The 23,175-nt window shown below is 61.6% G+C and carries 21 protein-coding genes; 7 read left to right on the forward strand and 14 right to left on the reverse strand.

Features of this window, described 5'->3' with window-relative positions; translation table 11 throughout:
• Positions 1-89: 89 nt before the first annotated feature.
• From BWR18_RS12165 to BWR18_RS12175, 3 genes are all read left to right on the forward strand, one after another.
• Positions 90-1,382, forward strand: a complete 1,293-nt coding sequence (locus BWR18_RS12165; protein WP_076628571.1) for a capsule biosynthesis protein — start codon at positions 90-92, stop codon at positions 1,380-1,382.
• A 152-nt stretch (positions 1,383-1,534) separates the two neighbouring features.
• Positions 1,535-2,671 carry a polysaccharide biosynthesis/export family protein gene (locus BWR18_RS12170; RefSeq protein WP_076628573.1) on the forward strand — a complete coding sequence of 379 codons (1,137 nt, stop codon included), beginning with the start codon at positions 1,535-1,537 and terminating at the stop codon, positions 2,669-2,671.
• Between the two features lie 23 nt (positions 2,672-2,694).
• Positions 2,695-4,689, forward strand: a complete 1,995-nt coding sequence (locus BWR18_RS12175; RefSeq protein WP_076628574.1) for a capsular polysaccharide biosynthesis protein — start codon at positions 2,695-2,697, stop codon at positions 4,687-4,689.
• Here BWR18_RS12175 and ribD read toward each other — a convergent pair.
• From ribD to BWR18_RS12195, 4 genes are all read right to left on the reverse strand, one after another.
• A complete protein-coding gene (gene ribD, locus BWR18_RS12180; RefSeq protein ID WP_368073614.1) occupies positions 4,686-5,783 on the reverse strand; it encodes a bifunctional diaminohydroxyphosphoribosylaminopyrimidine deaminase/5-amino-6-(5-phosphoribosylamino)uracil reductase RibD in 1,098 nt (365 codons plus the stop codon). The two genes, BWR18_RS12175 and ribD, sit on opposite strands and share 4 nt — an antisense overlap.
• Positions 5,780-6,247: a transcriptional regulator NrdR gene (gene nrdR / locus BWR18_RS12185; RefSeq protein ID WP_076628576.1), complete on the reverse strand. Its 468-nt coding sequence runs from the start codon at positions 6,245-6,247 to the stop codon at positions 5,780-5,782. Before nrdR ends, ribD begins: the two co-directional genes overlap by 4 nt.
• A 123-nt stretch (positions 6,248-6,370) precedes the next feature.
• Positions 6,371-6,799: a hypothetical protein gene (locus BWR18_RS12190; RefSeq protein WP_076628577.1), complete on the reverse strand. Its 429-nt coding sequence runs from the start codon at positions 6,797-6,799 to the stop codon at positions 6,371-6,373.
• 93 nt (positions 6,800-6,892) lie between these two features.
• Positions 6,893-7,300 carry a secondary thiamine-phosphate synthase enzyme YjbQ gene (locus BWR18_RS12195; protein WP_076630289.1) on the reverse strand — a complete coding sequence of 136 codons (408 nt, stop codon included), beginning with the start codon at positions 7,298-7,300 and terminating at the stop codon, positions 6,893-6,895.
• A gap of 126 nt (positions 7,301-7,426) precedes the next feature.
• On the opposite strand from BWR18_RS12195, the gene BWR18_RS12200 reads away from it, so the two are divergent.
• A complete protein-coding gene (locus tag BWR18_RS12200) occupies positions 7,427-7,624 on the forward strand; it encodes a hypothetical protein (protein WP_076628579.1) in 198 nt (65 codons plus the stop codon).
• 92 nt (positions 7,625-7,716) lie between these two features.
• Here BWR18_RS12200 and rpoD read toward each other — a convergent pair whose 3' ends face one another.
• The 8 genes from rpoD to BWR18_RS12240 all read right to left on the reverse strand — a co-directional run bounded on the left by rpoD (position 7,717) and on the right by BWR18_RS12240 (position 18,890).
• Entirely contained in the window at positions 7,717-9,702 is a 1,986-nt protein-coding gene (gene rpoD / locus BWR18_RS12205) for an RNA polymerase sigma factor RpoD (protein WP_076628580.1), read from the reverse strand.
• Between the two features lie 129 nt (positions 9,703-9,831).
• Positions 9,832-11,787 carry a DNA primase gene (gene dnaG, locus BWR18_RS12210; protein WP_076628582.1) on the reverse strand — a complete coding sequence of 652 codons (1,956 nt, stop codon included), beginning with the start codon at positions 11,785-11,787 and terminating at the stop codon, positions 9,832-9,834.
• 36 nt (positions 11,788-11,823) lie between these two features.
• Entirely contained in the window at positions 11,824-12,126 is a 303-nt protein-coding gene (locus BWR18_RS12215) for a hypothetical protein (RefSeq protein WP_076628584.1), read from the reverse strand.
• 38 nt (positions 12,127-12,164) lie between these two features.
• Positions 12,165-12,704 (reverse strand): sarcosine oxidase subunit gamma, encoded by a 540-nt coding sequence (locus tag BWR18_RS12220; protein ID WP_076628585.1) that lies wholly within the window; start codon positions 12,702-12,704, stop codon positions 12,165-12,167.
• Positions 12,697-15,630: a sarcosine oxidase subunit alpha family protein gene (locus BWR18_RS12225; protein WP_076628587.1), complete on the reverse strand. Its 2,934-nt coding sequence runs from the start codon at positions 15,628-15,630 to the stop codon at positions 12,697-12,699. Before BWR18_RS12225 ends, BWR18_RS12220 begins: the two co-directional genes overlap by 8 nt.
• On the reverse strand, positions 15,627-15,890 hold the full coding sequence (locus tag BWR18_RS12230; protein ID WP_076630290.1) for a sarcosine oxidase subunit delta: 264 nt from the start codon (positions 15,888-15,890) through the stop codon (positions 15,627-15,629). Before BWR18_RS12230 ends, BWR18_RS12225 begins: the two co-directional genes overlap by 4 nt.
• Before the next feature lie 73 nt (positions 15,891-15,963).
• Entirely contained in the window at positions 15,964-17,217 is a 1,254-nt protein-coding gene (locus BWR18_RS12235; protein ID WP_076628588.1) for a sarcosine oxidase subunit beta family protein, read from the reverse strand.
• 242 nt (positions 17,218-17,459) lie between these two features.
• Positions 17,460-18,890, reverse strand: coding sequence for a Glu/Leu/Phe/Val family dehydrogenase (locus tag BWR18_RS12240; RefSeq protein WP_076628590.1), 1,431 nt, complete (start codon positions 18,888-18,890; stop codon positions 17,460-17,462).
• Between the two features lie 386 nt (positions 18,891-19,276).
• On the opposite strand from BWR18_RS12240, the gene BWR18_RS12245 reads away from it, so the two are divergent.
• The 3 genes from BWR18_RS12245 to BWR18_RS12255 are packed head-to-tail and all read left to right on the forward strand — an operon-like array spanning position 19,277 to position 21,689.
• Complete coding sequence (locus BWR18_RS12245) at positions 19,277-20,605, forward strand: pilus assembly protein TadG-related protein (protein WP_254684850.1); 1,329 nt, start codon at positions 19,277-19,279, stop codon at positions 20,603-20,605.
• Positions 20,602-21,138 carry a TadE/TadG family type IV pilus assembly protein gene (locus tag BWR18_RS12250; RefSeq protein WP_076628593.1) on the forward strand — a complete coding sequence of 179 codons (537 nt, stop codon included), beginning with the start codon at positions 20,602-20,604 and terminating at the stop codon, positions 21,136-21,138. The genes BWR18_RS12245 and BWR18_RS12250 overlap by 4 nt, the downstream gene beginning before the upstream one ends.
• Positions 21,138-21,689 (forward strand): TadE/TadG family type IV pilus assembly protein, encoded by a 552-nt coding sequence (locus BWR18_RS12255; RefSeq protein ID WP_076628594.1) that lies wholly within the window; start codon positions 21,138-21,140, stop codon positions 21,687-21,689. Before BWR18_RS12250 ends, BWR18_RS12255 begins: the two co-directional genes overlap by 1 nt.
• On the opposite strand, the gene BWR18_RS12260 is transcribed toward BWR18_RS12255, so the two are convergent.
• Together BWR18_RS12260 and BWR18_RS12265 are read right to left on the reverse strand one after the other, a co-directional pair.
• Positions 21,686-22,186: a hypothetical protein gene (locus BWR18_RS12260; RefSeq protein WP_076628596.1), complete on the reverse strand. Its 501-nt coding sequence runs from the start codon at positions 22,184-22,186 to the stop codon at positions 21,686-21,688. The two genes, BWR18_RS12255 and BWR18_RS12260, sit on opposite strands and share 4 nt — an antisense overlap.
• 40 nt (positions 22,187-22,226) lie before the next feature.
• Positions 22,227-23,171, reverse strand: a complete 945-nt coding sequence (locus BWR18_RS12265) for an NAD(P)-dependent oxidoreductase (RefSeq protein WP_076630291.1) — start codon at positions 23,169-23,171, stop codon at positions 22,227-22,229.
• Positions 23,172-23,175 lie beyond the last annotated feature (4 nt).

Raw genomic sequence — 23,175 nt, forward strand, 5'->3', positions numbered from 1 at the left:
GCATTGCGGAAATATTCAAGATACGCCATAAAACCGCCCCAGTGAGGTGTTCATCTGAGAGTAACAATTTGCCGCATATCAGGGATCAGATGACGCTGCATGCCCCAGCCTCGCGGGTCTTTCTGTTTTTGCAGGGACCGCACGGACCGTTTTTCCACCGCCTTGGCGCCATGCTGCGCCGTGCGGGTGCGACGGTCTGGCGCGTTGGGTTTAATGCGGGCGACCGCGCCTTCTGGTTCCATCCGCGCAGCTACATCCCCTATCGCGGCACGGCAGACGACTGGCCCTACACTTTTGCAGATCTGCTCGCCGAAAAAGATGTCACCGACATCGTGTTGTACGGCGATGTGCGCCCGATCCACGCCCAGGCGGTGGCCGAGGCCAAGCGCCGCGGCATCACCGTGCACGTGTTCGAGGAGGGGTATATGCGCCCCTACTGGGTCACTTATGAGCGCGGCGGGTCGAACGGGCATTCGCGTCTGATGGAGATGTCGGTGGCCGACATGCAGGCGGCCCTTGCCCTGTCGGACATGGAGGCGCCCCTGCCCCCCGGCCATTGGGGCGACATGCGCCAGCATGTGTTCTATGGCGCGCTCTATCATTGGTTCGTGATGTTCCTGAACGGGCAGTATCGCAATTTTCAACCGCACCGCGCGTTAAGCGTCGCCCGCGAGTTTCAGCTGTACCTCAAGCGTCTGCTCTTGATGCCGTTTCAGACCCTCGACCGGATGCAGGCCACGCTGCGCATCCGTTATGGTGGGTTTCCCTATCACCTTGCGCTCTTGCAGCTGGAGCATGATAGCAGCTTTCAAGAGCATTCGCCCTTTGACAGCATGCCCGAGTTCCTGGACCTCGTGATCCGGGGCTTTGCCGAGGGCGCGCCAGCGCATCATCATCTTGTGATCAAGGCACATCCGCTTGAAGATGGCCGATCGCCCATTCGCAAGACCATCCGCGATCTGGCCCGCGAATTGGGACTGCAGGGCCGGGTTCAGTATGTGCGTGGCGGCAAGCTGGCACAGCTTCTCAACGATGCGCGCAGTGCCGTGACCGTCAATTCGACCGCCGCCCAGCAGGTGCTGTGGCGGGGCATCCCGCTCAAGGTTTTTGGCAAGGCGGTCTTTTCCAAGCCTGAATTTGTCAGCGATCAGCCCCTGCCCGAGTTCTTTGCGGGCGCGTCCCGCCCCGACAATCGCGCCTACAAGGATTACCGACGCTACCTGCTGGAGACCAGCCAGATCCCGGGCGGGTTCTATTCCGCGCGCGGGCGCAGGCAGCTTCTGCGCCAGGTCGTCGACATGATGCTGTCGCCCGACGATCCCTATGATGCGCTGGCCTCGGGCACCGCGGCGCCACGGCAACAGTTGCGGTTGGTCAACTGACCACCACTAGCCCTATGGCTAGATTTTATCGCCGGACTCCGGTACTTTGACTGCAAACAAGCACCCCAAAATCGGTGTGATCAGAAAAAGACTACCGGCGCGGATCAAGCTGCGCCCTGAGGCAGACAAGAACAGGTCGAGGAGACCGAGCAGTGATTTTCCAGTCATTCAGCTGGGCGCGTGTCATCGCGTCATTGGCCCTTTTGGGGATTCTTGCATCATGCGGCCTGCCGCAGATCGGTCCGAACAAACGCCAGATTTTCTCTGGCTCTGTCCAGCGCGAAGGGGATGCGTTCATCGTATCCGTGAACGACCGCGTGACCGAAGCCACCGCCGTGACCCCCGCGCTGGGTTTTTCCGAGGAGTTCCGCAATGCGGGCCTATTGGGTTCCGACACGATCCGGCCTGGCGATGTGCTGGGTCTGACGATCTGGGAAAACGTAGATGACGGTCTGCTGGCCGGTGAGGCGCAGAACTCCACCATCCTCGAAGAGGTGCAGGTGGATGGCGCGGGCTTCATCTTTGTCCCTTATGCGGGCCGTATCCGGGCCGCGGGCAACTCGCCTGACGCGATCCGTCGCATCATCACAACCAAACTCGAAGATCAGACGCCGGACCCACAGGTGCAGGTGCGACGCGTGGCTGGGGACGGGTCGACCGTATCCCTGATCGGGGCCATCGGGGCGCAGGGCGTCTATCCGATCGAGCGACCCACGCGCACCTTGTCGACGATGCTGGCGCAGGCCGGTGGGGTCACCATCGAGCCCGAGATTGCCCGCGTGACAGTGTTGCGCGGCGGAATGCGCAGCCGCATCTTCTTCCAGGATCTTTATGAAAACCCGCATCTGGACATTGCGCTACGTGGTGGCGACCGGGTTCTGGTCGAGGCCGACACCCGCGCCTTTACGGCGCTTGGCGCCACCGGCGGACAGGCCCGTGTGCCGTTCGAAACCGCGACCCTGAGCGCGCTCGAAGCGCTGGCGCAGGTCGGTGGTTTACAGACGAACACGTCCGATCCCACCGGCATCTTCGTGCTGCGCAATGAGCCTGCCGAAGTCGCCAATGTGGTGCTGGGACGCGACGACCTGATCGGGGCGCAGCGTCTGGTCTATGTGCTGGACCTGACACAGCCCAATGGCATGTTCCAGGCCCGTGACTTTGTCATTCGCGACGCTGACACGCTCTATGTGACCGAAGCGCCGTACACGCAATTTGCCAAGATCATCACCTCGATCACGACCCCAGTCACTGGCGTCAATTCACTGGCGACGGGTCTATCGGGCGAGTAACGACCGTGCAGAGCGGACAGAACATGGCCGCCGGACCCGATGGGGCCCGGCGGCTTTACGTTTACAATGGCGGGTTTCTGGCGCGAGGCCGCGTGCGGCGGATCGTGGAGCTTGCAGGTTATGACATCGCCGTGGGCCTGCCCGGCCCGGACGGGATGGTCGGGGTGTGGGGCAACTCGCCCACCGCCTATCGCGGCGAGGCGGTGGCGGACAAGCGTGATGCCAATCTGGTGCGGGTCGAGGATGCATTCCTGCGCTCGGTGCTGCCGGGGCGTGCAGGGAGCAAGCCCATTGGCCTCCTGATTGATCATGCCGGCGTGCACTTTGATCCATCGACCCCGTCCGATCTGGAACGGATCCTGGCTGACGAGCCGCTGGATAACACCGCTGTTCTGAACACTGCACGCGGCGCAATGGCCCGGATGCAGGAGGCGCATCTGAGCAAGTATACCGGGTTTGACCCTGACGCGCCGGTGCCCGAGCCGGGCTATGTGCTCGTTATCGACCAGACCCATGGCGACGCGTCCGTGACAGCGAGCGGGGCGGACCGGAACCGGTTTTTGGAGATGCTGTTTGTGGCGCAGGATGAGCATCCCGGCGCGCGTATCCTGATCAAGACCCACCCCGAGACGGTGCAGGGCTTTCGTGAAGGGTATTTCAACGACGACAATTGCAATGACCGCGTGTCGCTCTTTGCCGCTGCGGTCAGCCCCTGGACCCTGATGGAGGGGGCCATCGCTGTTTACACCGTGTCCTCTGGCCTTGGGTTCGAGGCGATCATAGCCGGGCACAAGCCGCGGGTTTTTGGCCAGCCCTTTTATGCAGGGTGGGGCCTGACAGCGGATGAGTTTCCGGTGCAGCGGCGCCAGCGAACCCTGACCCGTGCGCAGCTTTTTGCGGGGGCGATGATCCTGTATCCGACCTGGTATGATCCGCATCGCGACTGCCTGTGCGATCTGCCGATGGCGATGGAGGCGCTTGCGGCTGAGACGCGCGCGTGGCGCGCCGATCATCGCGGCTGGGTGGCGAGCGGGATGCGCCTGTGGAAGCGGCAACCGCTGCAGAAGGTTTTTGGGCGGTACAAGCCCATGCGGTTTGAGGAGGAGCCCGGACGCGCCCGGTCCTTGCGTCTTCCGTGGATGGTGTGGGCGGGCAAGGCCGATGTCGGGCACGAAGATGCCTTGCGGGTGGAGGACGGTTTTTTGCGCTCGCGCGGGCTGGGTGCGGACTTGATCCCGCCCCTGTCCCTCGTGACCGATGATCTGGGCATTTACTATGATCCGTCGCAGCCAAGCCGGTTGGAGCATTTGATCCGGGAGCGCCGCGTGCTGAGGCCCGATCAGGTGGCGCGGGTAGATGCGCTGGTTGGTGCGCTGACCGCGGCGGGGTTGAGCAAGTACAACTTGTCTGGTGATACACCCGATCTGCCGATGGGCCAGCGTGTACTCGTCGTTGGTCAGGTGGAGGATGATGCGTCGATCCGGTTGGGCGCGGGTGAGGTCCGCACGAACCGCGCTTTGCTGGAGGCCGCACGTGCGGCACGGCCAGATGCGGTGCTGATCTACAAGCCACACCCGGATGTGGAGGCGGGGTTGCGTGATGGCGCGTTTGATGCCGCTGGGGTAGCCGATGTTGTCGCCGACCGGGCCGACATTGCGGCACTGCTGGATGCGGTGGACGAGCTGTGGACCATGACGTCGCTCAGCGGGTTCGAGGCGCTGTTGCGTGGCGTGCGCGTCGTGACGACTGGTGCACCGTTTTATGCGGGATGGGGGCTGACTGAGGATCGGGGGGCCGTGCCCCCGCGCAGACGCGAGGATGTGCCGCTGGCGGGGTTGATCCATGCCACGTTGATTGATTATCCGCGCTATTTCGATCCTGTGACTGGTACCGCCTGCCCTGTTGAAGTGGTGGTAGAGCGTTTGACCAATGGCCCGTTGCCCCGGCCCGGATTTGCCAATCGCATGTTGTCGAAATTACAGGGGATGCTTGCCAGCCAAGCGCATCTGTGGCGCTAGCGGCGGTTCCAGATGTGGCAAATGTCGTCACCGATGCGGGTGACGGATTTGAGCCGGTAGCGTTGCGCGGCCTCGAGTGAACCAAGGCCGAGCGCGCCAATGTTCGGCAGCCCTTCGGCGCCGATGGCGAGCCCTGCGGTGAAGCCAACCAACTCGTCCACCAAGTCTGCCTCGATCAGGGACGCAGCCAGGGCGCTGCCCCCTTCGGAGAACACGCGCGTCAGTCCGTGATCGCCCAGCTTTTGCAGGATGTCCTGCGGGTCAAGCTGGGTGCCTCGTGTGGCGCAGGGCAGGAGCGTGGCCCCAAGGTCCCGCCATGTACGTTGCAGCATCGGGTCGGCGTCGCGCCCGTGGCAGAGGACGACCGGCACTTCGCGTGCCGTCGTTGCGAGCTTTGACATCAGCGGGACGTCGATCCGGCGCGAGACCACGATGCGGGCCGGTTGGGTGATGTCGCCCATACCCCTGACGGTCAGTGCGGGATCGTCATGCCGCGCCGTGCCTCCACCCACCATGACCGCATCGTGCCGCGCACGCATCGCGTGGACGTGCCGCCGTGCCATGGGCCCCGTGATCCACTGGCTTTCACCCGTCCCGGTGGCGATACGCCCGTCGAAGCTGCTGGCGAGTTTGAGGGTAACAAAGGGGCGGCCAAGTTCGGTGCGCATGAGGAAACCGGCGTGATCGGCTTGTGCTTCGTCCTCGCAGATGCCTGTGGTGACGTCGATCCCGGCGGCCTGAAGTATTGCGATGCCAGCGCCGTCCACGCGCGGGTCTGTGTCGCCGGTGGCGATGACGACACGCGCGATGCCAGCCGCGACGAGCGCGTCGGCACAAGGCGGGGTTTTGCCGTGATGTGCGCAGGGTTCAAGTGTGACATATGCTGTGGCGCCCGCTGCCTTGTCGCCTGCTTGCGCGAGCGCTTCGGTTTCAGCGTGGGGCCTCCCCCCGGGCTGCGTCCAGCCGCGCCCGATGATGCGGGTACCCTGAACGATCACGCAACCGACAGCGGGATTTGGGGCTGTCCGCCCCTGCCCGCGCCGTCCCAGCGCAAGGGCCAATGACATGAAGCGGGTGTCGTCCGCTGCGCTCACTCTTCGCCGGGGCCCTCGGGCCGCAATTCGGCAACAAACTTATCGAAGTCATCCGCCGCTTGGAAGTTCTTGTAAACGCTGGCAAAACGCACGTAGGCGACCGTGTCGATACGGTTCAGCGCTTCCATCACGATCTCGCCGATCTGCTTGGACTGGATGTCGGTTTCGCCCATGGATTCGAGCCGCCGAACGATGCCGGAAATCATCTGGTCAATGCGCTCGGGGTCGATAGGGCGTTTCTGCATCGAAATGCGGATGGAGCGTTCGAGCTTGTCGCGGTCGAAGTCCTCGCGCTTGCCGTTCGACTTGATGACGACAAGGTCGCGCAGCTGCACCCGCTCGTAGGTGGTAAAGCGTCCGCCACAGGCGGGACAGAACCTGCGCCGACGGATCGAAACATGATCCTCGGCCGGTCGGCTGTCTTTGACTTGAGTGTCGATATTCCCGCAAAACGGACAGCGCATCGCCCATCCCCTTCGAATTTGTCCCGCCTGTAGTGGGGGTTTTCCCCCGTTCCACGAAACTATAGGCGGTTGTCAAGGTTTTGGGTAGAGGAGAAATGTCACCGCTAGATGAGCGGTGCCCGATTATCGCCGCACAAGCCGGTTATCGGATGTCCGAACCCGCAAAAAGGGGGCATCGCGACAGAGGCTGAAGGCGTGTGTCATAGAGAATACCTTGCCAGTGCGCCGCACGCCCTGACTGAAGGACGAAAACGCGCCATCCACCGGTTGCGTGCTGAAGACAACGCCCTTGCGCCCCGGTGCGGTGACGGCATCGCCCCGGCCGGTCTGGATGTAGAGATCGCCGCCGCGCTGCCCCAGCACGTTGCGCGTGTAGAGACCGGCGGCACACCAGAGTTGTGTGCCGCCTGCTCCGTCCGCCTCGATCACTTCGAAGCTGGTTGCGTCGATCTGGTTCACGGGGATCGTGAAACGCTCGCGCCGCACAAAGTCCTGCGCGTGGCCAAGTGTCGGGAGTGTGATCAGGACCGCGAGGGAAAGAGGTTTCAGCATCGTGTGCTCCTTTGCCCATGATGTAGGCGCGCGCACGCGATTTGGAACCGGGCCGCGATCACGATACGACACATACGGTCGAAGATGTGCGATTTATACGCTGAGATGCCCAATGACGCGGCGGTGATGCGGTGCCGTGCGATGTTCGAAGAGGTAAATCCCCTGCCATGTGCCAAGCTGCGGGCGCCCATCACTGACCGGGATCTGCAGGCTGACCGGCATCATCGCCGCCTTGATATGTGCGGGCATGTCGTCAGGCCCTTCGTAGGTATGCGTTAGGTAGGACATGGAGGGGTCTGTGGTCGGTGGCACCAACCGCGCGAAGAAGTTTCGCAGGTCGGTCTGCACGTCAGGATCTGCGTTTTCCTGGATGAGCAGGGAGCAGGAGGTGTGTTGTAAGAACAGGGTGAGAAGGCCGTCGCCGAGACACCATTCGACCACTTGACGGGTGAATTCGTACAGGCCCTGCCCGTGTGTCTGAATCTGGAATGTCGTTCGCATGAAACTTTCATGCATCCGTGGTGGTTTCACTGTCAATCGTGTGCGCGCGCATTAATGCCGCAGCTTTTACCGGCCCGGATTTTGCGTGTCGCACCGTGTGGGCGTGCAAAGGAACGGAGAGACAAGATGAGCCAGACAAACGATAATTCCGCCACTGGGCCAGGAACCACGGATGACCCGAACCAGGCCACGAATACGGGGCTGCCACCGAAGGACAAGTTCAAGGATGTGCCCGAAAAACAGCGGGGCGAGGATCAGACAAACCCCGATCCGTTGACCGGGCCGGGCACCACAAGCGATCCGAACCAAGCAAACCTGACCTGAACGCGACAGCACGAAAAAAGCGGCGGGTGATGGCCCGCCGCCCTGTTTGTCGTATCTGATGCGTCCCCGCCCTATGTGCGGATGAGATACCGCTACTGGTCCAGGAAACTGCGCAATTTGCGGCTGCGGCTGGGGTGCTTGAGCTTGCGTAGCGCCTTCGCTTCGATCTGGCGGATCCGTTCGCGCGTCACGCTAAACTGCTGGCCAACCTCTTCGAGCGTGTGGTCGGTGTTCATACCAATGCCGAAGCGCATGCGCAGCACGCGTTCTTCACGCGGTGTGAGGCTGGCCAGAACCCGTGTCGTGGTTTCCTTGAGGTTTTCTTGAATGGCGCTGTCCAGGGGCAGAACGGCATTCTTGTCCTCGATGAAGTCGCCAAGCTGGCTGTCTTCCTCGTCCCCGATGGGGGTTTCGAGGCTGATCGGCTCTTTGGCGATTTTCATCACCTTGCGCACTTTCTCAAGCGGCATTTGCAGCTTTTCGGCCAGTTCCTCGGGCGTGGGTTCGCGGCCGATCTCGTGCAACATCTGCCGGCCCGTACGGACCAGTTTGTTGATCGTTTCGATCATGTGCACAGGGATACGGATGGTGCGGGCCTGGTCCGCGATGGACCGGGTGATCGCCTGACGGATCCACCATGTTGCGTAGGTCGAGAACTTGTAACCGCGGCGGTATTCGAACTTGTCGACCGCTTTCATCAGGCCGATGTTCCCTTCCTGGATCAGGTCGAGGAACTGCAGACCGCGGTTGGTGTATTTCTTGGCGATCGAGATGACGAGACGCAGGTTGGCTTCGACCATTTCCTTTTTCGCCTGACGGGCTTCTTTTTCGCCCTTCTGGACCTGCTGCACGATGCGGCGGAATTCAGAGATGTCGAGGCCGACATACTGGCCCACCTGCGCCATGTCGGCGCGCAGCTCTTCGACCTTGTCGGCAGAGCGTTCGATGAACATTTGCCAGCCACGACCGGTTTTGCCGCCCATTTCTTCCAGCCAGTTCGGGTCCAGCTCGCGCCCGCGATAGGAATCGACGAATTCACGACGGTTGATCCGCGCCTGGTCGGCCAGCTTTACGATGGAGCTGTCGATCTGCATGATCCGGCGGTTGATGCCGTACAGCTGGTCGATCAGCGCCTCGATGCGGTTGTTGTGCAGGTGCAGTTCATTCACCAGCAGCACAATCTCTGCCCGCAGTTTCTGGTAGGTCGCTTCGTTTTCGTCAGAGAACGAGCCGTCTTCGTTCAAGGTGGCCGAAATCCGGCTGTCCTGCATTTCCGACAGGAGCGAGTAGTCGTGGGCGATAACCTCAAGCGCTTCGAGCACTTGGGGTTTCAGCGCGGCCTCCATCGCGGCGAGCGACATGTTGGCCTGTTCGTCCTCATCATCGTCGTCTTCTTTGGCGATGGGGTTGCCGTCAGCGTCCAGTTCCGGGCCGGTATCGGCCTTTTCTTCAGCTTTGGCGGAGGTATCGACGACGGGTTCGGACACCGCTTCGCCATCTTCACCCATCTGGTTGCCGAAGGTTGCTTCGAGGTCGATGACGTCGCGCAGCAGGATCTCTTCACTCAAGAGTTCGTCGCGCCAGATGGTGATCGCCTGGAACGTCAGCGGGCTTTCGCAAAGCCCTGCGATCATGGTGTTGCGACCCGCTTCGATCCGCTTGGCGATGGCGATCTCGCCCTCGCGGCTCAGGAGTTCGACGCTGCCCATCTCGCGCAGGTACATCCGCACGGGGTCGTCGGTCCGGTCCAGCTTTTCCTGACCGGTGGCGCCCAGTGTCAAATCACGGGTGCCTTCGGTTGTCGTGACCTCGGTCGAGCCTTTTTGCTCTTCTTCTTCGGCCTCTTCATCCTCGATAATATTGATGCCCATTTCGGACAGCATCGACATCACATCTTCGATCTGTTCGGAGCTGACCTGATCGGGCGGCAGCACCGTGTTGAGTTGATCGTAGGTGATGTAGCCCTTGTCACGGGCTTCCGAGATCATCTTTTTGACCGCGGCCTGGCTCATGTCGAGCGAGTGTGCGCTGTCCTGATCGTCGGTCTTGGCGTCTTCGTTCGTGTCTTTCGCGGCCATACTGGGCTCCTTCAATCGGGGCTCCTTGGCGATTCGTCCCCGCGAATCGCTGCCAGAAACATTTAGCGCTTTAAGTGATTCGGCCACCCGTCTAAGCGCATTTTCTTTATGTTTTGAGACCAAATCGCATCAGTTGCGGCGTTTGGAGAAGCTGATCTGATCCATCAGGGCCGCAAACGCATCGCGTTCACTGCGGCTGATTCGGGCGCCGTTATCACCCGTTTCATATTCGGCATCATCCTCTTCCCCGCTGCGGGCAGCCTGGGTTGCGACTTGGGCCGCTTGGGCAAGGCGCCATGTTACGCCTTCATCTGCCACACCTTCCAGGTCCTGCATCGCATCCGCGATCTCGGCATTCAGTCCCTTTGCCGCGCTGAGTTTTGCGAGCTCTTCGGCCACGGTCATGCGGGCCATGTCGGCATCGCCGGGTGTGCGGATACACGGGACAATTGCCACATGGCGTGAAGACATCAGGTTATCAAGGGCTTCCGGACCAAGTGCGGCTAAAATGTTTTCGCGCAACACCTCCGGTCCGGCCTGTGCGTGACGCAGAATCAGGTCGCGCAATACGGCATGGTCTGGATCGTTGCAGGCGAGGCTTTCGAGACCTGCTTCGAACTCTTCGGCCACGTGCGGGGTGCAAACGAGGGCCGCCAGGATCACCGTTTCGCGCAGATGGTCCGTGACCTGCGCATCGCCTGCCGCCAGCGCAGATGATTTGGTACTGGGCATTGGAACAGGTGGCGCCTGCCAGCCGCGCCCGGGTTGCCACTTTCGCTTTTGTGCCTGCCCGCCGCGTTGCGGGCGGAACAGGTCCCAGCGCAGATCCTTGATTGCCTGGCCGTAATGCTGGCGGATCGAGGGATCCTTGATCAGCGTGATCTTGTCGCGCAGCGCCTTGTCGAGCGCGGCCTTGCGTTCCGGGCTGTCGAAATTCTTGCCCTCGGTCTCACGTTGCCAAAGCAGTTTGACCATGGGCATCGCATCATCGAGCAGCTTTTGCAGGGCGCCTGCCCCTTGCGCCTTGAGCAGGTCATCGGGGTCCTGGCCGTCGGGCATCAGCGCAAAGCGCAGGGATTTGCCCGCCTCAAGCGCAGGCAGGGCGAGGTCGATGAGCCGCATGGCGGCCCGAAGGCCCGCCTTGTCCCCGTCGAGCGCGATGATAGGCTCATCCGCGATACGCCAGAGCATGGCGAGCTGGTGTTCTGTGACCGCCGTGCCTAGGGGTGCGACTGACGCGCCGAACCCATGTTCGGCCAGCGCGATCACATCCATGTACCCTTCGGCCACGATCAGGGGCTGGCCCTTGCCCGCCGCGGTGCGCGCGGGGCCGTGGTTGTAAAGGCTGCGGCCCTTGTCGAAGAGTTCTGTCTCGGGCGAGTTCAGGTATTTGGCGTTGTCGTTCGGGTCCATCGCGCGCCCGCCAAATGCGATGCACCGCCCGCGCGCGTCGCGGATGGGAAACATAATGCGGCCGCGGAAGGTGTCGTAGGGTTTGCCGCCCTTTTGGCTGGGCTTGGCCAGCCCCGCGCCGAGGATCAGGTCATCCTCAACCCCCTTGCCCTTGAGCACATCCCAAAGCCCCTGCCATGCGTCTGGTGCAAAGCCGATTTCCCAGCGGTCCTGTGCCGCCGGATCGAGGCCGCGGCGCTGGAGGTAATCCCGCGCCGATCCTGCCGCGCCGGTTTTCAGTTGCAACCGGAAGTGCTGGACCGCCATGTCCATCACATCGGCAAGCTGCGTCCGTTTGTCGGCCTTCTCCTGCGCGCGCGGATCGCGTTCAGGCATCGGCATCCCTGCCTCGCCTGCGAGAATCTCGACCGCTTCCATGAAGCCCACGTTTTCCGTCTCGCGCACGAAGCTGATCGCGTCGCCCTTGGCGTGGCACCCGAAGCAGTAATAGTAGCCCTTGCGATCATCGACGTGAAAGCTGGCGGTCTTTTCATGGTGGAAGGGGCACGGCGCCCACAGGTCGCCCTTTCCCTGGTTCGACTTGCGCGCATCCCACATGACCTTGCGCCCGACGACCTGTCCAAGGGACAGGCGGGTACGCAGTTCGTCCAGAAATCCGGGGGGCAGGCTCATGCCCTTAATATTGGGCGTGGGGGGCCGTGAGTCGAGTCACTGCTGCAGGCAAAGTTCGCTCCATGCGTCAGCAAGGCTTTCGTTGCGGACGATCCGGCGCGGTTGTTCGTAGACCCAAGGCGCGATGAGCGGGATCGCGTTGTTGTATTTTTCTGGCCATGTGGGGCTTTGGGCGAGGATGTGGTCCTGCACCTCACGCTCTTTCACCCGGTCGAGCCGGGCTTGCTGGACAGCGGCCACGACCTGGGCTTGCAGGGCGCAGCTTTCTTCCTTGGTTTCCTGCGCAAAGGCGGGGGCCGCGACGAGAGCAAGCGCAGCGGCGGTTGAGAAACGGATCATGGGCAGGCTCCGGTAGAAGGGAATCGGTTCGCGGTGTTTTATCCGCGCGCTGCGACGCTTGCCATGGCCCTTTCCAGATCGTGAAGCAATGTGCCCGCCATTGAGCGGAACACCATCAACAGGAACGTGTCGGCGCCTATGCGCGTGACGGAGCCCATCATGTGCTGGATCTGGGTGCGCGCCGTGTGGCCGCGTTTGAATTGGCCTGCCGAGAGATCCAATGGGATCAGGCGGGCCAGAACCGCTTCGGCGTCCGTGCCACTGAGCGTCGCCGCGCTCCAGGCGTCGGATTGGTCAGTGAGGGCTGCGTGTTTGGCAAGTGTCGCATCGGGCGCAGGGCCGGCGAGCAGCGCCATGTCAAGCCCGAACCAGATGGCCCGGGCGCCATCCTTGCCCGTCGCCCGGTTCGGGGCAGGCCACGCCATGCCGTGCGCGTCTTTGAAAACATCCGCGATCTTGGCATTCGCATAGGGCGCGATGGAGGTCAGAGTGCCAAGGTCTACCTCGGTCACCGTGCAGGTGCCAATGGTGACCGGGTCCATGCCATCAAGCGGGGTTTTTGCAATCAGGTCAGCCACGGGTGCGCTCCCCCTTCGGATCAAAGAACACCGGGTCGCACAGTTCGACCCGCGTCTGGATGCGACGCACATGGTCAACCATGTTCAGCACATCACCGTGGCGCGACAGTCCATCAGTGACGAAGGCGAGGCCGATGAAATGCCCCAGCGTGGGTGAGAACCCGACGGAGGTGACATAGCCTTGGTCATGTTCGGCCACGGGCTCGGCCCCGTCAGAGTAGATATGCGCGCCTGCGGTCAGTTGCTTGACCGGGCCAACCGGTTTCAGGCCCACCAATTGCGCGCGTCCCGCTTCAGTGAACCCGGGGCGCTGCGCCATCGTGGCGCCGATGAAATCCTTTTTCTTCGACAGCATCCGTTCCATCCCGATGTCCTGGGCGGTCACGCGCCCGTCGATTTCGGAATGGGTGATGAACCCTTTTTCGATGCGCAGCACATTCAGCGCCTCCATCCCGTAGGCGCCGCCGCCCAAGCCTTCGGCCCGTGCGACCAGCAGGCGGAACAGGCTGTCGCCATAGCGCGATGGCACGGCCAACTCATAGGCATGTTCACCGGAAAAGGAGATGCGGAAAAGCCGCCCCTTGACCCCCTGCACATCCACGGGACCGCAGGACATGAAGGGCCAAGCGTCGTTGTCGATGGGCTGGTCTAGCAACCCATTCAGCAGATCGCGGGACTTTGGCCCGGCAACGGCGAACTGCGCCCATTGTTCTGTGACCGACATTATCCGTACGTCCCAGTCGGGGTGCAGGGCCTGGCTCACGAATTCGAGATGCCGCATAACTTGCCCGGCCGCCGCCGTGGTCGTAGTCATCACGTAGTGATTGGGGCCCAGTCGCGCCGTTGTGCCGTCATCCATGACATGACCATCTTCGCGCAGCATGAGGCCGTAGCGAACGCGCCCCTCTTTCAGGGACGAGAACATGTTTGTGTAGATGAAGTCGAGCAGTTTGGCCGCATCAGGCCCCTGAATGTCGATCTTGCCCAACGTGCTGACATCGCAGATGCCAACAGCGTTGCGCACCCAGCCGACCTCGCGGTCGCAGGACTGGCGCCAGGTCTTTTCATCCGGCAGCGGGAAGTAAGAGGGGCGATACCACAGCCCCGCCTCGATCATCGGCGCGCCTGCGGCGATCGTGGCGGCGTGGCTGGTGGTCTTGCGTTCGGGGGCGAACCCCTTGCCCTGCGCCCCAGCCCCAAGAGCCGCGAGAGCCACGGGGGTGTAGGGCGGGCGGAAGGTTGTCGTACCGGTTTCCGGTATGCCGCGCCCGGTTGCATCCGCCAGCAGGGCCAATGCGGCGACGTTGGAATTCTTGCCCTGATCGGTCGCCATGCCTTGGGTCGTGTAGCGCTTCATATGCTCCACTGAGGTGAAGTTTTCCTGTGCGGCCTGTTTGACGTCCTTCACGCTGACGTCGTTCTGGAAGTCGAGCCAGGCGCGCCCCTTGCCGGGCACGGCCCAGAGCGGTTCGAGCACATAGGCACTGTCGTCAGCATGCGGGATGTCGATGTCGGGGGCGGTCAGGCCAAGTGCATCAAGGCTCACCTTGGCCGCCGCAACCCCTTGCGTTAGGCAGGCCGCAGTGGCGAAGGCGCCATTGCAGGCCCCGGCCGCCTCCATACCCGGAATGGAACCGGGGGTGGGCACGAAGCTCGCAATTCCGTCGTCCCAGGTGGGCCGTCCGTTCATGTGGCAGGTCATGTGGACTGTCGGATTCCAACCGCCGGACACGGCAAGGCAGTCGGTTGCGATCTTTTCCGTGCCAGTGGCGGTCTCGACGCGGATCGCGTTGAGCCCCTTCCGCCCTTCCGCGCCCGTAACCATTGCGCCCTGCATCACCCGGTAATCGCCCAAGGCCTGCGCGTCCTTGCGGCTGTCGATGACGGCAGCGATATGCACGCCCGCATCCTGCAGGTCCAGTGCCGTTCGGTGTGCGTCGTCGTTGTTGGTAAAGACGGTGACCGCCTTGCCCGGGCTCACACCAAAGCGGTTGAGATAGGTGCGCACCGCACCCGCCCCCATGATGCCGGGACGGTCATTGCTCTGAAACGCGATGTGCCGTTCGATGGCGCCAGCGGCGAGGATCGAGCGTTTGGCGACGATGCGCCAGAAGGTTTCCTTGACCCCGCCCTCCGGTACGCCGTTCTCGTGATGCGAGACCCGTTCGAGCGCGCCAAAAGTGCCGCCGTCATGCGCCCCGGTCACAGTCGTGCGCGGCATGAGACGGACATTGTCCATGGCGGCGAGCGTCGCCACCATGTGAGCAGCCCAGTCCGCGCCGGGCTTTCCGTCAATCTGCAGCGTCTCGGCATTCAGCCGCCCGCCCATCATGCTGTCCTCTTCCGCAATGATCACCCGGGCACCCGCCTGCGCCGCAGCCCACGCCGCCATCAGGCCCGCAGGCCCGGCACCGATCACCAGCACGTCGCAGAAGGCGTATGCCTTTTCATAATGTTCCGCGTCCTGCTCACCGCTGAGCGCGCCCAGACCAGCGGCGCGGCGGATGACTGGTTCATAAACCTTTTCCCAGAATACGCGGGGCCACATGAACGTCTTGTAATAAAAGCCAGCGCCCAGAAAGGGGGCGGCCAGATCGTTCACACTGAGCAAGTCAAGGCCGAGCGATGGCCAGGCGTTCTGGCTGCGCGCCTCAAGCCCTTCATAGAGCTCTTGCACCGTGGCGCGCACATTTGGATCAGTGGCCGGGCCACACCCGATGGTCATAAGCGCGTTGGGTTCTTCTGAGCCAGCGGTCAGAATGCCACGTGGACGGTGGTACTTGAAGGACCGGGCCACGTGCCGGATGTCATTGGCCAGCAGGGCAGAGGCCAGCGTATCACCTGGAAACCCGCGGTAGGTGTTGCCGTCAAAGCGAAAAGACAGTGATTGGGAACGGTCGATCAGACCTTTGCCATCGATCCTCATCGCGCGACCTCCTGCACAAGTTCCACGCCCTTGATCTCATGCGTCGAGACATTGCGCGTCACTTTCAGCCATGCGCCGCAACCTGCGTCATGGCTCCACAACTCTTCCAGGTCCCCCGCCGGGTTCTCGCGCAGATGCAGGTAATTGTCCCACGCAGCCTCGCCCGCATCCGGTGCAGGGCGGTCTCGCAGTACTGCAGCACCCTGATAATAGAACTCGCGCCGGTCACGCGCGCCGCAGATCGGACATGAAATGCGCATCAGTCGCCCTTCCGGGGACAGGTCCCCTGCTTCTTCTCTTTCCAAATACGGAAATCCGACATCTCAACTCTCTCTAATGCAGATTGTGCTGCGACCCGGTCGCCTCTTCGTCCATGATCCCGCGACCCGTGCGGAACCGGTCCAGACGGTGGCGCACAGTGGTGGGGTGCGGCGTGCCGGTGGCCAGCAGGTGGGCAAAGGTGTGGCCAGAGGCGGGCGTGGCCTTGAACCCGCCATAGCACCAGCCGGCGTTGACAAAGAGCCCCTCGATATCCGTCTTGTCGATGATGAAGGAGCCGTCGGGCGACATGTCCATCACCCCGCCCCAGCTGCGCAGCATCTTGGCCTTGCCAATGGCGGGCATCAGCGTCATCGCAGCCTCGGCCACATGTTCAACAAGCGGCAGGTTCCCGCGCGAGGCATAACTCGCGTACATGTCCAGATCGCCACCAAAGACCAAGCCGCCCTTGTCGGACTGGCTGATATAGAAGTGGCCCATACCATAGGTGACGACGTGGTCGAGACAGGGCTTCAGGCCCTCGGTCACAAAGGCCTGAAGCACATGGCTTTCGATCGGCAGGCGCATCCCGGCCATGGCCGCCACTTGCGACGAACGGCCCGCGGCGACCATCCCGACCTTCTTGGCGCGGATCGGTCCTTTGGTCGTCTGCACGCCTTTGACGACGCCGTTTTCGACGTCGATGCCCGTCACTTCGCATTGCTGGATCAGGTCCACACCGCGGTCGCTGGCGGACCGGGCAAAGCCCCAGGCCACCGCATCGTGGCGCGCAGTGCCGCCGCGCTTGTGGTAGAGCCCGCCATAGATCGGAAAGCGCGTCTGTTCGAAGTCGAGAAAGGGCAGCAGCTTTTCCACCCCGGCCCGGTCGAGCATCGCGCCGTCATCGCCCTGGCCGCACATGGAGTTCGCCCGCCGCACAAAAGCGTCGCGCTGGCCGTCCGAGTGCACCAGGTTGATAATGCCCCGCTGCGAGTGCATGACATTGTAGTTCAGGTCCTCTTCCAGACCCTCCCACAACTTCAGCGAATGCGAATAGAATTCCGAGTTGCCCGGCAGCATATAGTTTGCGCGGACAATCGTGGTGTTACGGCCCACGTTGCCGCCGCCCAAATAGCCCTTTTCCAGCACGGCGACATTTGTCAGCCCGTGCACCTTGGCCAGGTAGTGCGCAGTGGCCAAGCCATGTCCGCCACCGCCGATGAGGACAATATCGTACTCAGGTTTCGGTTCCGGGTTGCGCCAATGCGGCCCCCAGCCCTTGTTCCCCGTCAGCCCTTCGGTCAGAACCTTCAGCCCTGAAAAGCGCATCTACCCCTCCGCCTGTTCACAAGGCACCACCATCATTATCCTGTTGGGTGTAGCAAGAGGCGCGTCGCGGTCTGCGGTGCTTTTCGACACGGGCTGGTCTGTCAGCGACCGATTATGCAGCGCATCCAATTGGGTGCGGGGCGCAAGCAATGGAAGACCCGGCGCGGCGGATAGATCCAGTGCTCGGGCAGCACCCGACAGGTTGGGGTGCTGCCCTTTTTCCTATGTCTGCCCCGACGCTGTCAGAGCCCTTTGGCGCGGTAGCTGTCCGCAACCTTGCCAATGGCCACCAGATAGGCCGCCGTACGCAGGTCATCCACGTCGTCCCGATCATGCCAGACAGAGGCCATGGACTGATAAGCGGCCCGCATAGTGTCATCGAGGCCGGAGCGGACCAGTTCCAACTCGTCCGCGCCGCGCAGGTACTTGTCCTTGAAATCCGGCGTGATGGTCCACGCGTCGCCCAAATGGCGGCTTAGGCGTTCCAGCTCGTCCACGACAAGCTGGTGCCGCGCCTCTTCCTGACGTCGCTGCATGCGGCCAAAGCGGATATGGCTGAGATTCTTGACCCATTCGAAATAGGACACCGTCACGCCGCCCGCATTTGCGTACATGTCGGGAATGATCACAGTGCCTTTGTCGCGCAGGATGGCGTCGGCGCCTGCCGTCACAGGACCGTTCGCGGCCTCGATGATCAGTGGCGCTTTGACCTGTTCCGCGTTGGACAGGTTGATCACTCCTTCGAGCGCTGCCGGGATCAGGATCTCGCAATCCTTTTCCAGCACGGATGAGCCATCTTCGACATATGTGCCATCGGCATAGCCCGCCACGCCACCATGGCTGGCGATCCAGTTGCGTATGGCGTCCACATCGAGGCCGCGGTCATCGACCAGCGCGCCATCACGTTCAATGATGCCTACGATCTTGCACCCGTCCTCTTCACTCAGGAACTTGGCGGCGTGGTAGCCCACGTTGCCAAGGCCCTGCACGACAACGGTCTTGCCGTCGAGCGTGCCGGACATGCCAGCCTTTTTCACGCCTTCGGCGTCACGGAAGAACTCGCGAAGGGCATATTGCACACCGCGCCCGGTGGCTTCCGTCCGGCCCTGAATGCCGCCCGCATTGGTGGGCTTGCCCGTCACGCAGGCCACGCCGTTGATGTCGGTCGTATTCATGCGTTTGTACTGGTCTGCGATCCACGCCATTTCGCGCTCGCCCGTTCCCATGTCGGGTGCGGGCACATTCTGGGCCGGATTGATCATATCCCGTTTGATCAGCTCATAGGCGAAACGGCGCGTGATCAACTCCATCTCATGATCGTCATATTCGCGTGGGTCGACATGCAGCCCCCCCTTCGATCCGCCAAAGGGCGCTTCGACCAGGGCGCATTTGTAGGTCATCAGCGCGGCTAGCGCTTCCACCTCGTCCTGGTTGACGCCAAGCGAAAAGCGGATACCGCCCTTGACCGGTTCCATATGTTCTGAATGGACAGATCGGTACCCTGTGAACGTCTGTATTTGCCCGCGCAGGCGCACGCCGAAGCGCACGGTGTAGGTCGCGTTGCAAACCCGTATCTTTTCCTCGAGCCCCGGCGGCAGATCCATGAGGGCCACCGCCCGGTTGAACATGATATCCACGCTCTCGCGGAAGCTGGGTTCGTTCTGGGGGATCATCCGGGGGTCTCCTTTTTCCGGCGCGACTCACTTGAGATCAAGTCTGTGAAGCCAGCCTATGACGGTTCCGTTAACGCGTGCGACTTTTTTGTGCGATCCGTGAATTGACCAACGATCAGGCGTATTTCTCATCAAATTGTAAACAGTCTGGCATACGGCTCCGGATTGATGAAAATGTAGATGAAATCTCCATACAGCCTTCCCGTTTCTGCCCGAATTCAGCCACATTCGAACGGCACACCAATCATTGGATAAAAGGGCTGCTCAAGCCTGGGATAACCAAAACAACAAGGTGCTCGAAGCCAATGAAGTGGACACGGAAATTGACAACGAAGGCGGGGCTGAAAAGCAGTGTCGCCGGATTTGCGCGGGACGAGTCGGGGGCTATGACCATCTTCGCTCTCCTGATGTTTATGATGATGGTTCTGGTGGGTGGCATCGGGGTTGACCTGATGCGCAACGAGATGGAGCGCACGCGCATGCAGGCCACGGTGGACCGTGCCGTGCTGGCAGCCGCAGACCTCGACCAGCCCCTCGACCCTGAAGCTGTTGTGCGGGACTACTTCGACAAATCCGGAATGAGCGACTATCTCAGCTCAGTTACCGTCGACGAGGGTTTGAACTTTCGCACTGTGACGGCAACGGCGAATGTGACGACGGCCACGCAGTTCATGCGCCTGATGGGCGTGGACTCACTGCCCGTTCCGGCCAAGGCGCAAGCAGAAGAGCGCGTGTCGAACGTCGAGATTTCGATGGTGCTGGACATCTCCGGTTCTATGGGCCGGAACAACAAGATGGCAAACCTGCAGACCGCGGCGACAACCTTTGTCGATACGGTGATCCGGGAGGAGAACGACGACCTGATTTCGGTGTCGCTGATCCCGTACACCGCGCAGGTGAACGCAGGCTACGACATCTTCTCGCGGATGGAGACGAACCAGCTGCACAACTACTCGTACTGTATTGACTTCGAGATTGCGGACTTTTCCGAAGCCGGCCTCGACCTCGATAACGAGTATGAGCACATGCAGCACTTTGACGAAGGCTGGAGCTATTCAAATCCGGTCAGCAATCCGGGGTGCCCAAAGCGGAGTTACGAAGAGATCGTGCCGTTCAGCCAGAGCGCGACCAAGCTCAAGAACACGATCAACGACTACCGCGCGCGCGCCAATACCTCGATCCATTTGGGCATGAAGTGGGGTGTGGCGCTGCTGGACCCATCCTTCCGCCCGATCACGCAGGATCTGGCGCTGCCCGGGACTGACGTTGTAGATGATGCGTTTGCGAACCGCCCGGCCTCGTATACCGACGTGGAAACACTGAAGACTGTGGTGCTGATGACGGACGGTCAGAACGTGGACACAACGCGCATCCAACCGTGGTACTACAACAGCCCATCGGAATACGCGCACTGGAGCCGCTATCCGCTGCACTGGTATCTGAACAACTACGTGCGCAACGGCTGGAACAATTGGCGCTACACCAAGTACACGTCCACACAAGCCGACGCGATGCTTGAAGACATCTGCGATGCGGCCAAGGCCAAAGGCATCGTCGTGTGGTCGGTCGGCTTCGAGGTCACTGACTATTCCGCGGGTGTCATGGAAGACTGCGCATCCTCGCCCAGTCACTTCTTCCGGGTGGAAGGCGTCGAGATCACCGAAGCCTTCGAGGCAATTGCCAAGCAAATCAACCAACTGAGGCTGACCCAATGACCTTCAATCCAAAATCGCTTCTGCGCCGGTTCCGGCGTGAGGAAGACGGCCACATGGTGGTAGAATTCGCCCTCGCCATCCCTTTGATGTTCACCCTGTTCATGACGTCTGTCGAGCTTGGCATTTACCAGGTACGCCAGGGCTTTCTTGACCGCGGGCTCGACATGGCGGTGCGCAATGTCCGCCTGAACACTTCGGCCAACTACTCGCACAGCGACATCAAGCAGATGGTCTGTGAATTCTCAGGTTTCCTTGAGGATTGCGACACCGCGCTCAAGCTGGAAATGACACCGGTTTCGGCCCGTTCGTTCTCCGGGTTCTCACACAGCCCTGACTGCGCCGACATTTCAATGCCGGTCACGCCATCGACAACCTTTGTACACGGACGGGAACATGAATTGATGATGCTGCGGGCGTGCTACTCGTTCCAGCCCGTATTCCCGATGACCGGACTGGGTGCCTCGTTCTCCAAGGACGGCGCGGGCCGGGTCAAGATGACCGCGATGTCCGGATTTGTGCAGGAGCCAAGCTGATGAAACGCATTATCACCAACCTGAAGGCCTTCCGCGACGAGGATCAGGGCAGTCTCGCGATCGAAACTGTCATCCTTATCCCGCTCCTGTTCTGGGCCTATTTGTCGATGTTCGCGATCTTCGATTCCTTCCGCCAACACTCGATCAACCAGAAGGCGGCGTATACGCTCGGCGACATCATTTCGCGCGAAACGACGCCGCTGGACAACAGCTACCTCAATGGCACGCAAGAGATCTTTGCCTATCTGACGAACAATGTCTCAAGTGACGTCTCGATCCGTGTCACAAGCGTGAAGTACGACGCCAACAACAACGTCTACAAACGCGACTGGTCGAAAGCGCGCGGGTGGAAATCACCGCTGTCCAACAATGAGGTCAAGGAACTTAAGCACCTGTTGCCAGTCATGCCACACAATGAACGGGTCATGGTTGTCGAAACCTTCGCCAAGTATGACGCGCCGTTTGAAACAGGCCTGAGGGATCGCGAGATCGACAACTTTGTCTTCACCAGGCCGCGCTATGCACCTCGCGTGCTGTGGTCGAACGACTAAGGCTGCTCAGGCGACCGCTCTGCGATCATGGCCGAGAGGATCTCGGCCATGAACTTTGCCTGATGACCGGGTGTCATTCCGCCGATTCCGACCCGATTGCCCAAGCGCCACCACAGGCCCGGGCGCCAGGCACGACCGTCGGAATTGCTAAGGCGCAGCAAAAAGCCGTTTGATGGTTTGAACGCGAACATGCCGCGATCAATCGAATGGATGTCGGCGGTACGCGCAACCACCTGGCCCGAACTGTCGCGCAGCTCTTCGGGTGTCAGTTCCAAGGTCAGCGCCGTCGCGCGGCGCATCTTTTCCGCAATCCAGAGTGCCCCGCCGCCAAGGACCAACAGGAAAAGCTGCCAGCCAATCTCTGGCGGGCGCACGATGCCCACATAGATCACCATAAGCGACAGGACCCATAACGATCCGATCCCCAGGATACGTCGCCCTTGCGACGCGTTGATCGTGGCGATGACCTCGCCCTCTTTGAAATCCAGACCTTGCATGGCCCGCCCTTAGCTTGGGGGCTGCGCACGGGCAAGGGGGTCAGCGCCGGACAATGACCTCTGCCCCCGGTGCTTCGGGCTCATCATCGACCATTTGGGCGGGGAAATCGGGCGCGGTCACATCGAGGCCAGTGGCCTCTTCCAACCGCTTGATGATGTTGGGCGACAGCTCACGCGGGCCAAAGCGCGCGATGGCGTCGTTGAACAGGTTGATCAGCAGCGGATTGAGGTCAAGTGGCACGCCCGCCCGGTCGGCCACGTCCTGAAACAGACCGATGTCCTTGGCCACGAGGTCCATGGTGAAGGAAATATCGCGTGACCCGTTCAGGATCACCTGGCTTTCGGTTTCATGTACGAAAGAGGTGCCGGAACTGATCGCCATCGCCTCGTACGCGACGCCCAGATCCATGCCGGCGCCCTTGGCCACCGTCAGCGCCTCTGCGCAACTGACCAGGTTGGCGGTGGCAAGGAAGTTGGTAAGCACCTTGAGCACCGACGCGCTGCCCAGATCGCCGGTGTGCAGGACGCGCCGCCCCATCGTGGTCAGCAGCGGCAGGATACGTTCGAAGGTCGGGCGGTCGCATCCCGCAAAGATGCTGATGTTACCGGTGTCGGCCCGGTGGCAGCCACCGGAGACCGGGCAATCGACGGCGGCGCCACCAGCTGCAATGACCTGGGCGCCGATGCGTTTGACCTCGGCCTCGTCCGTGGTCGACATCTCCATCCAGATCTTGCCAGAACCGACATGAGGCAGCATCTCATCCATGACCGCGGCGGAGGCTGCGGGGCTGGGCAGGCATGTGATCACGGCGTCGCAGCTTTGCATCAGCGCGGCTGGCGATTGCCCGTCGCGCGCACCATCTGCAACCTTGGCGGCCACAAAATCCGCGTTCAGATCATGCACCGAAACATCATGGCCGTTGCGGATCAGGCTGCCGGACAGCTTGCCACCCACGTTTCCCAGACCGATAAACCCGATTTTCATGGCC

Source organism: Tateyamaria omphalii, assembly GCF_001969365.1.
GTDB lineage: Bacteria > Pseudomonadota > Alphaproteobacteria > Rhodobacterales > Rhodobacteraceae > Tateyamaria > Tateyamaria omphalii_A.

Bases quoted from the DNA above. Each gene is read 5' to 3' on its own strand.
- BWR18_RS12240 (WP_076628590.1), bottom strand. From the start codon at position 18,890: ATGATCCCCCAGAACGAACCCAGCTTCCGCGAGAGCGTGGATATCATG.
- BWR18_RS12190 (WP_076628577.1), bottom strand. From the start codon at position 6,799: ATGCTGAAACCTCTTTCCCTCGCGGTCCTGATCACACTCCCGACACTT.
- BWR18_RS12215 (WP_076628584.1), bottom strand. From the start codon at position 12,126: ATGATCCGTTTCTCAACCGCCGCTGCGCTTGCTCTCGTCGCGGCCCCC.
- dnaG (WP_076628582.1), bottom strand. From the start codon at position 11,787: ATGAGCCTGCCCCCCGGATTTCTGGACGAACTGCGTACCCGCCTGTCC.
- BWR18_RS12265 (WP_076630291.1), bottom strand. From the start codon at position 23,171: ATGAAAATCGGGTTTATCGGTCTGGGAAACGTGGGTGGCAAGCTGTCC.
- BWR18_RS12175 (WP_076628574.1), top strand. From the start codon at position 2,695: ATGGCCGCCGGACCCGATGGGGCCCGGCGGCTTTACGTTTACAATGGC.
- BWR18_RS12255 (WP_076628594.1), top strand. From the start codon at position 21,138: ATGAAACGCATTATCACCAACCTGAAGGCCTTCCGCGACGAGGATCAG.
- BWR18_RS12225 (WP_076628587.1), bottom strand. From the start codon at position 15,630: ATGAGGATCGATGGCAAAGGTCTGATCGACCGTTCCCAATCACTGTCT.
- BWR18_RS12165 (WP_076628571.1), top strand. From the start codon at position 90: ATGACGCTGCATGCCCCAGCCTCGCGGGTCTTTCTGTTTTTGCAGGGA.
- BWR18_RS12195 (WP_076630289.1), bottom strand. From the start codon at position 7,300: ATGCGAACGACATTCCAGATTCAGACACACGGGCAGGGCCTGTACGAA.
- BWR18_RS12260 (WP_076628596.1), bottom strand. From the start codon at position 22,186: ATGCAAGGTCTGGATTTCAAAGAGGGCGAGGTCATCGCCACGATCAAC.
- nrdR (WP_076628576.1), bottom strand. From the start codon at position 6,247: ATGCGCTGTCCGTTTTGCGGGAATATCGACACTCAAGTCAAAGACAGC.
- BWR18_RS12245 (WP_254684850.1), top strand. From the start codon at position 19,277: ATGACCATCTTCGCTCTCCTGATGTTTATGATGATGGTTCTGGTGGGT.
- rpoD (WP_076628580.1), bottom strand. From the start codon at position 9,702: ATGGCCGCGAAAGACACGAACGAAGACGCCAAGACCGACGATCAGGAC.
- BWR18_RS12230 (WP_076630290.1), bottom strand. From the start codon at position 15,890: ATGCGCATTTCATGTCCGATCTGCGGCGCGCGTGACCGGCGCGAGTTC.
- BWR18_RS12200 (WP_076628579.1), top strand. From the start codon at position 7,427: ATGAGCCAGACAAACGATAATTCCGCCACTGGGCCAGGAACCACGGAT.
- BWR18_RS12250 (WP_076628593.1), top strand. From the start codon at position 20,602: ATGACCTTCAATCCAAAATCGCTTCTGCGCCGGTTCCGGCGTGAGGAA.
- BWR18_RS12235 (WP_076628588.1), bottom strand. From the start codon at position 17,217: ATGCGCTTTTCAGGGCTGAAGGTTCTGACCGAAGGGCTGACGGGGAAC.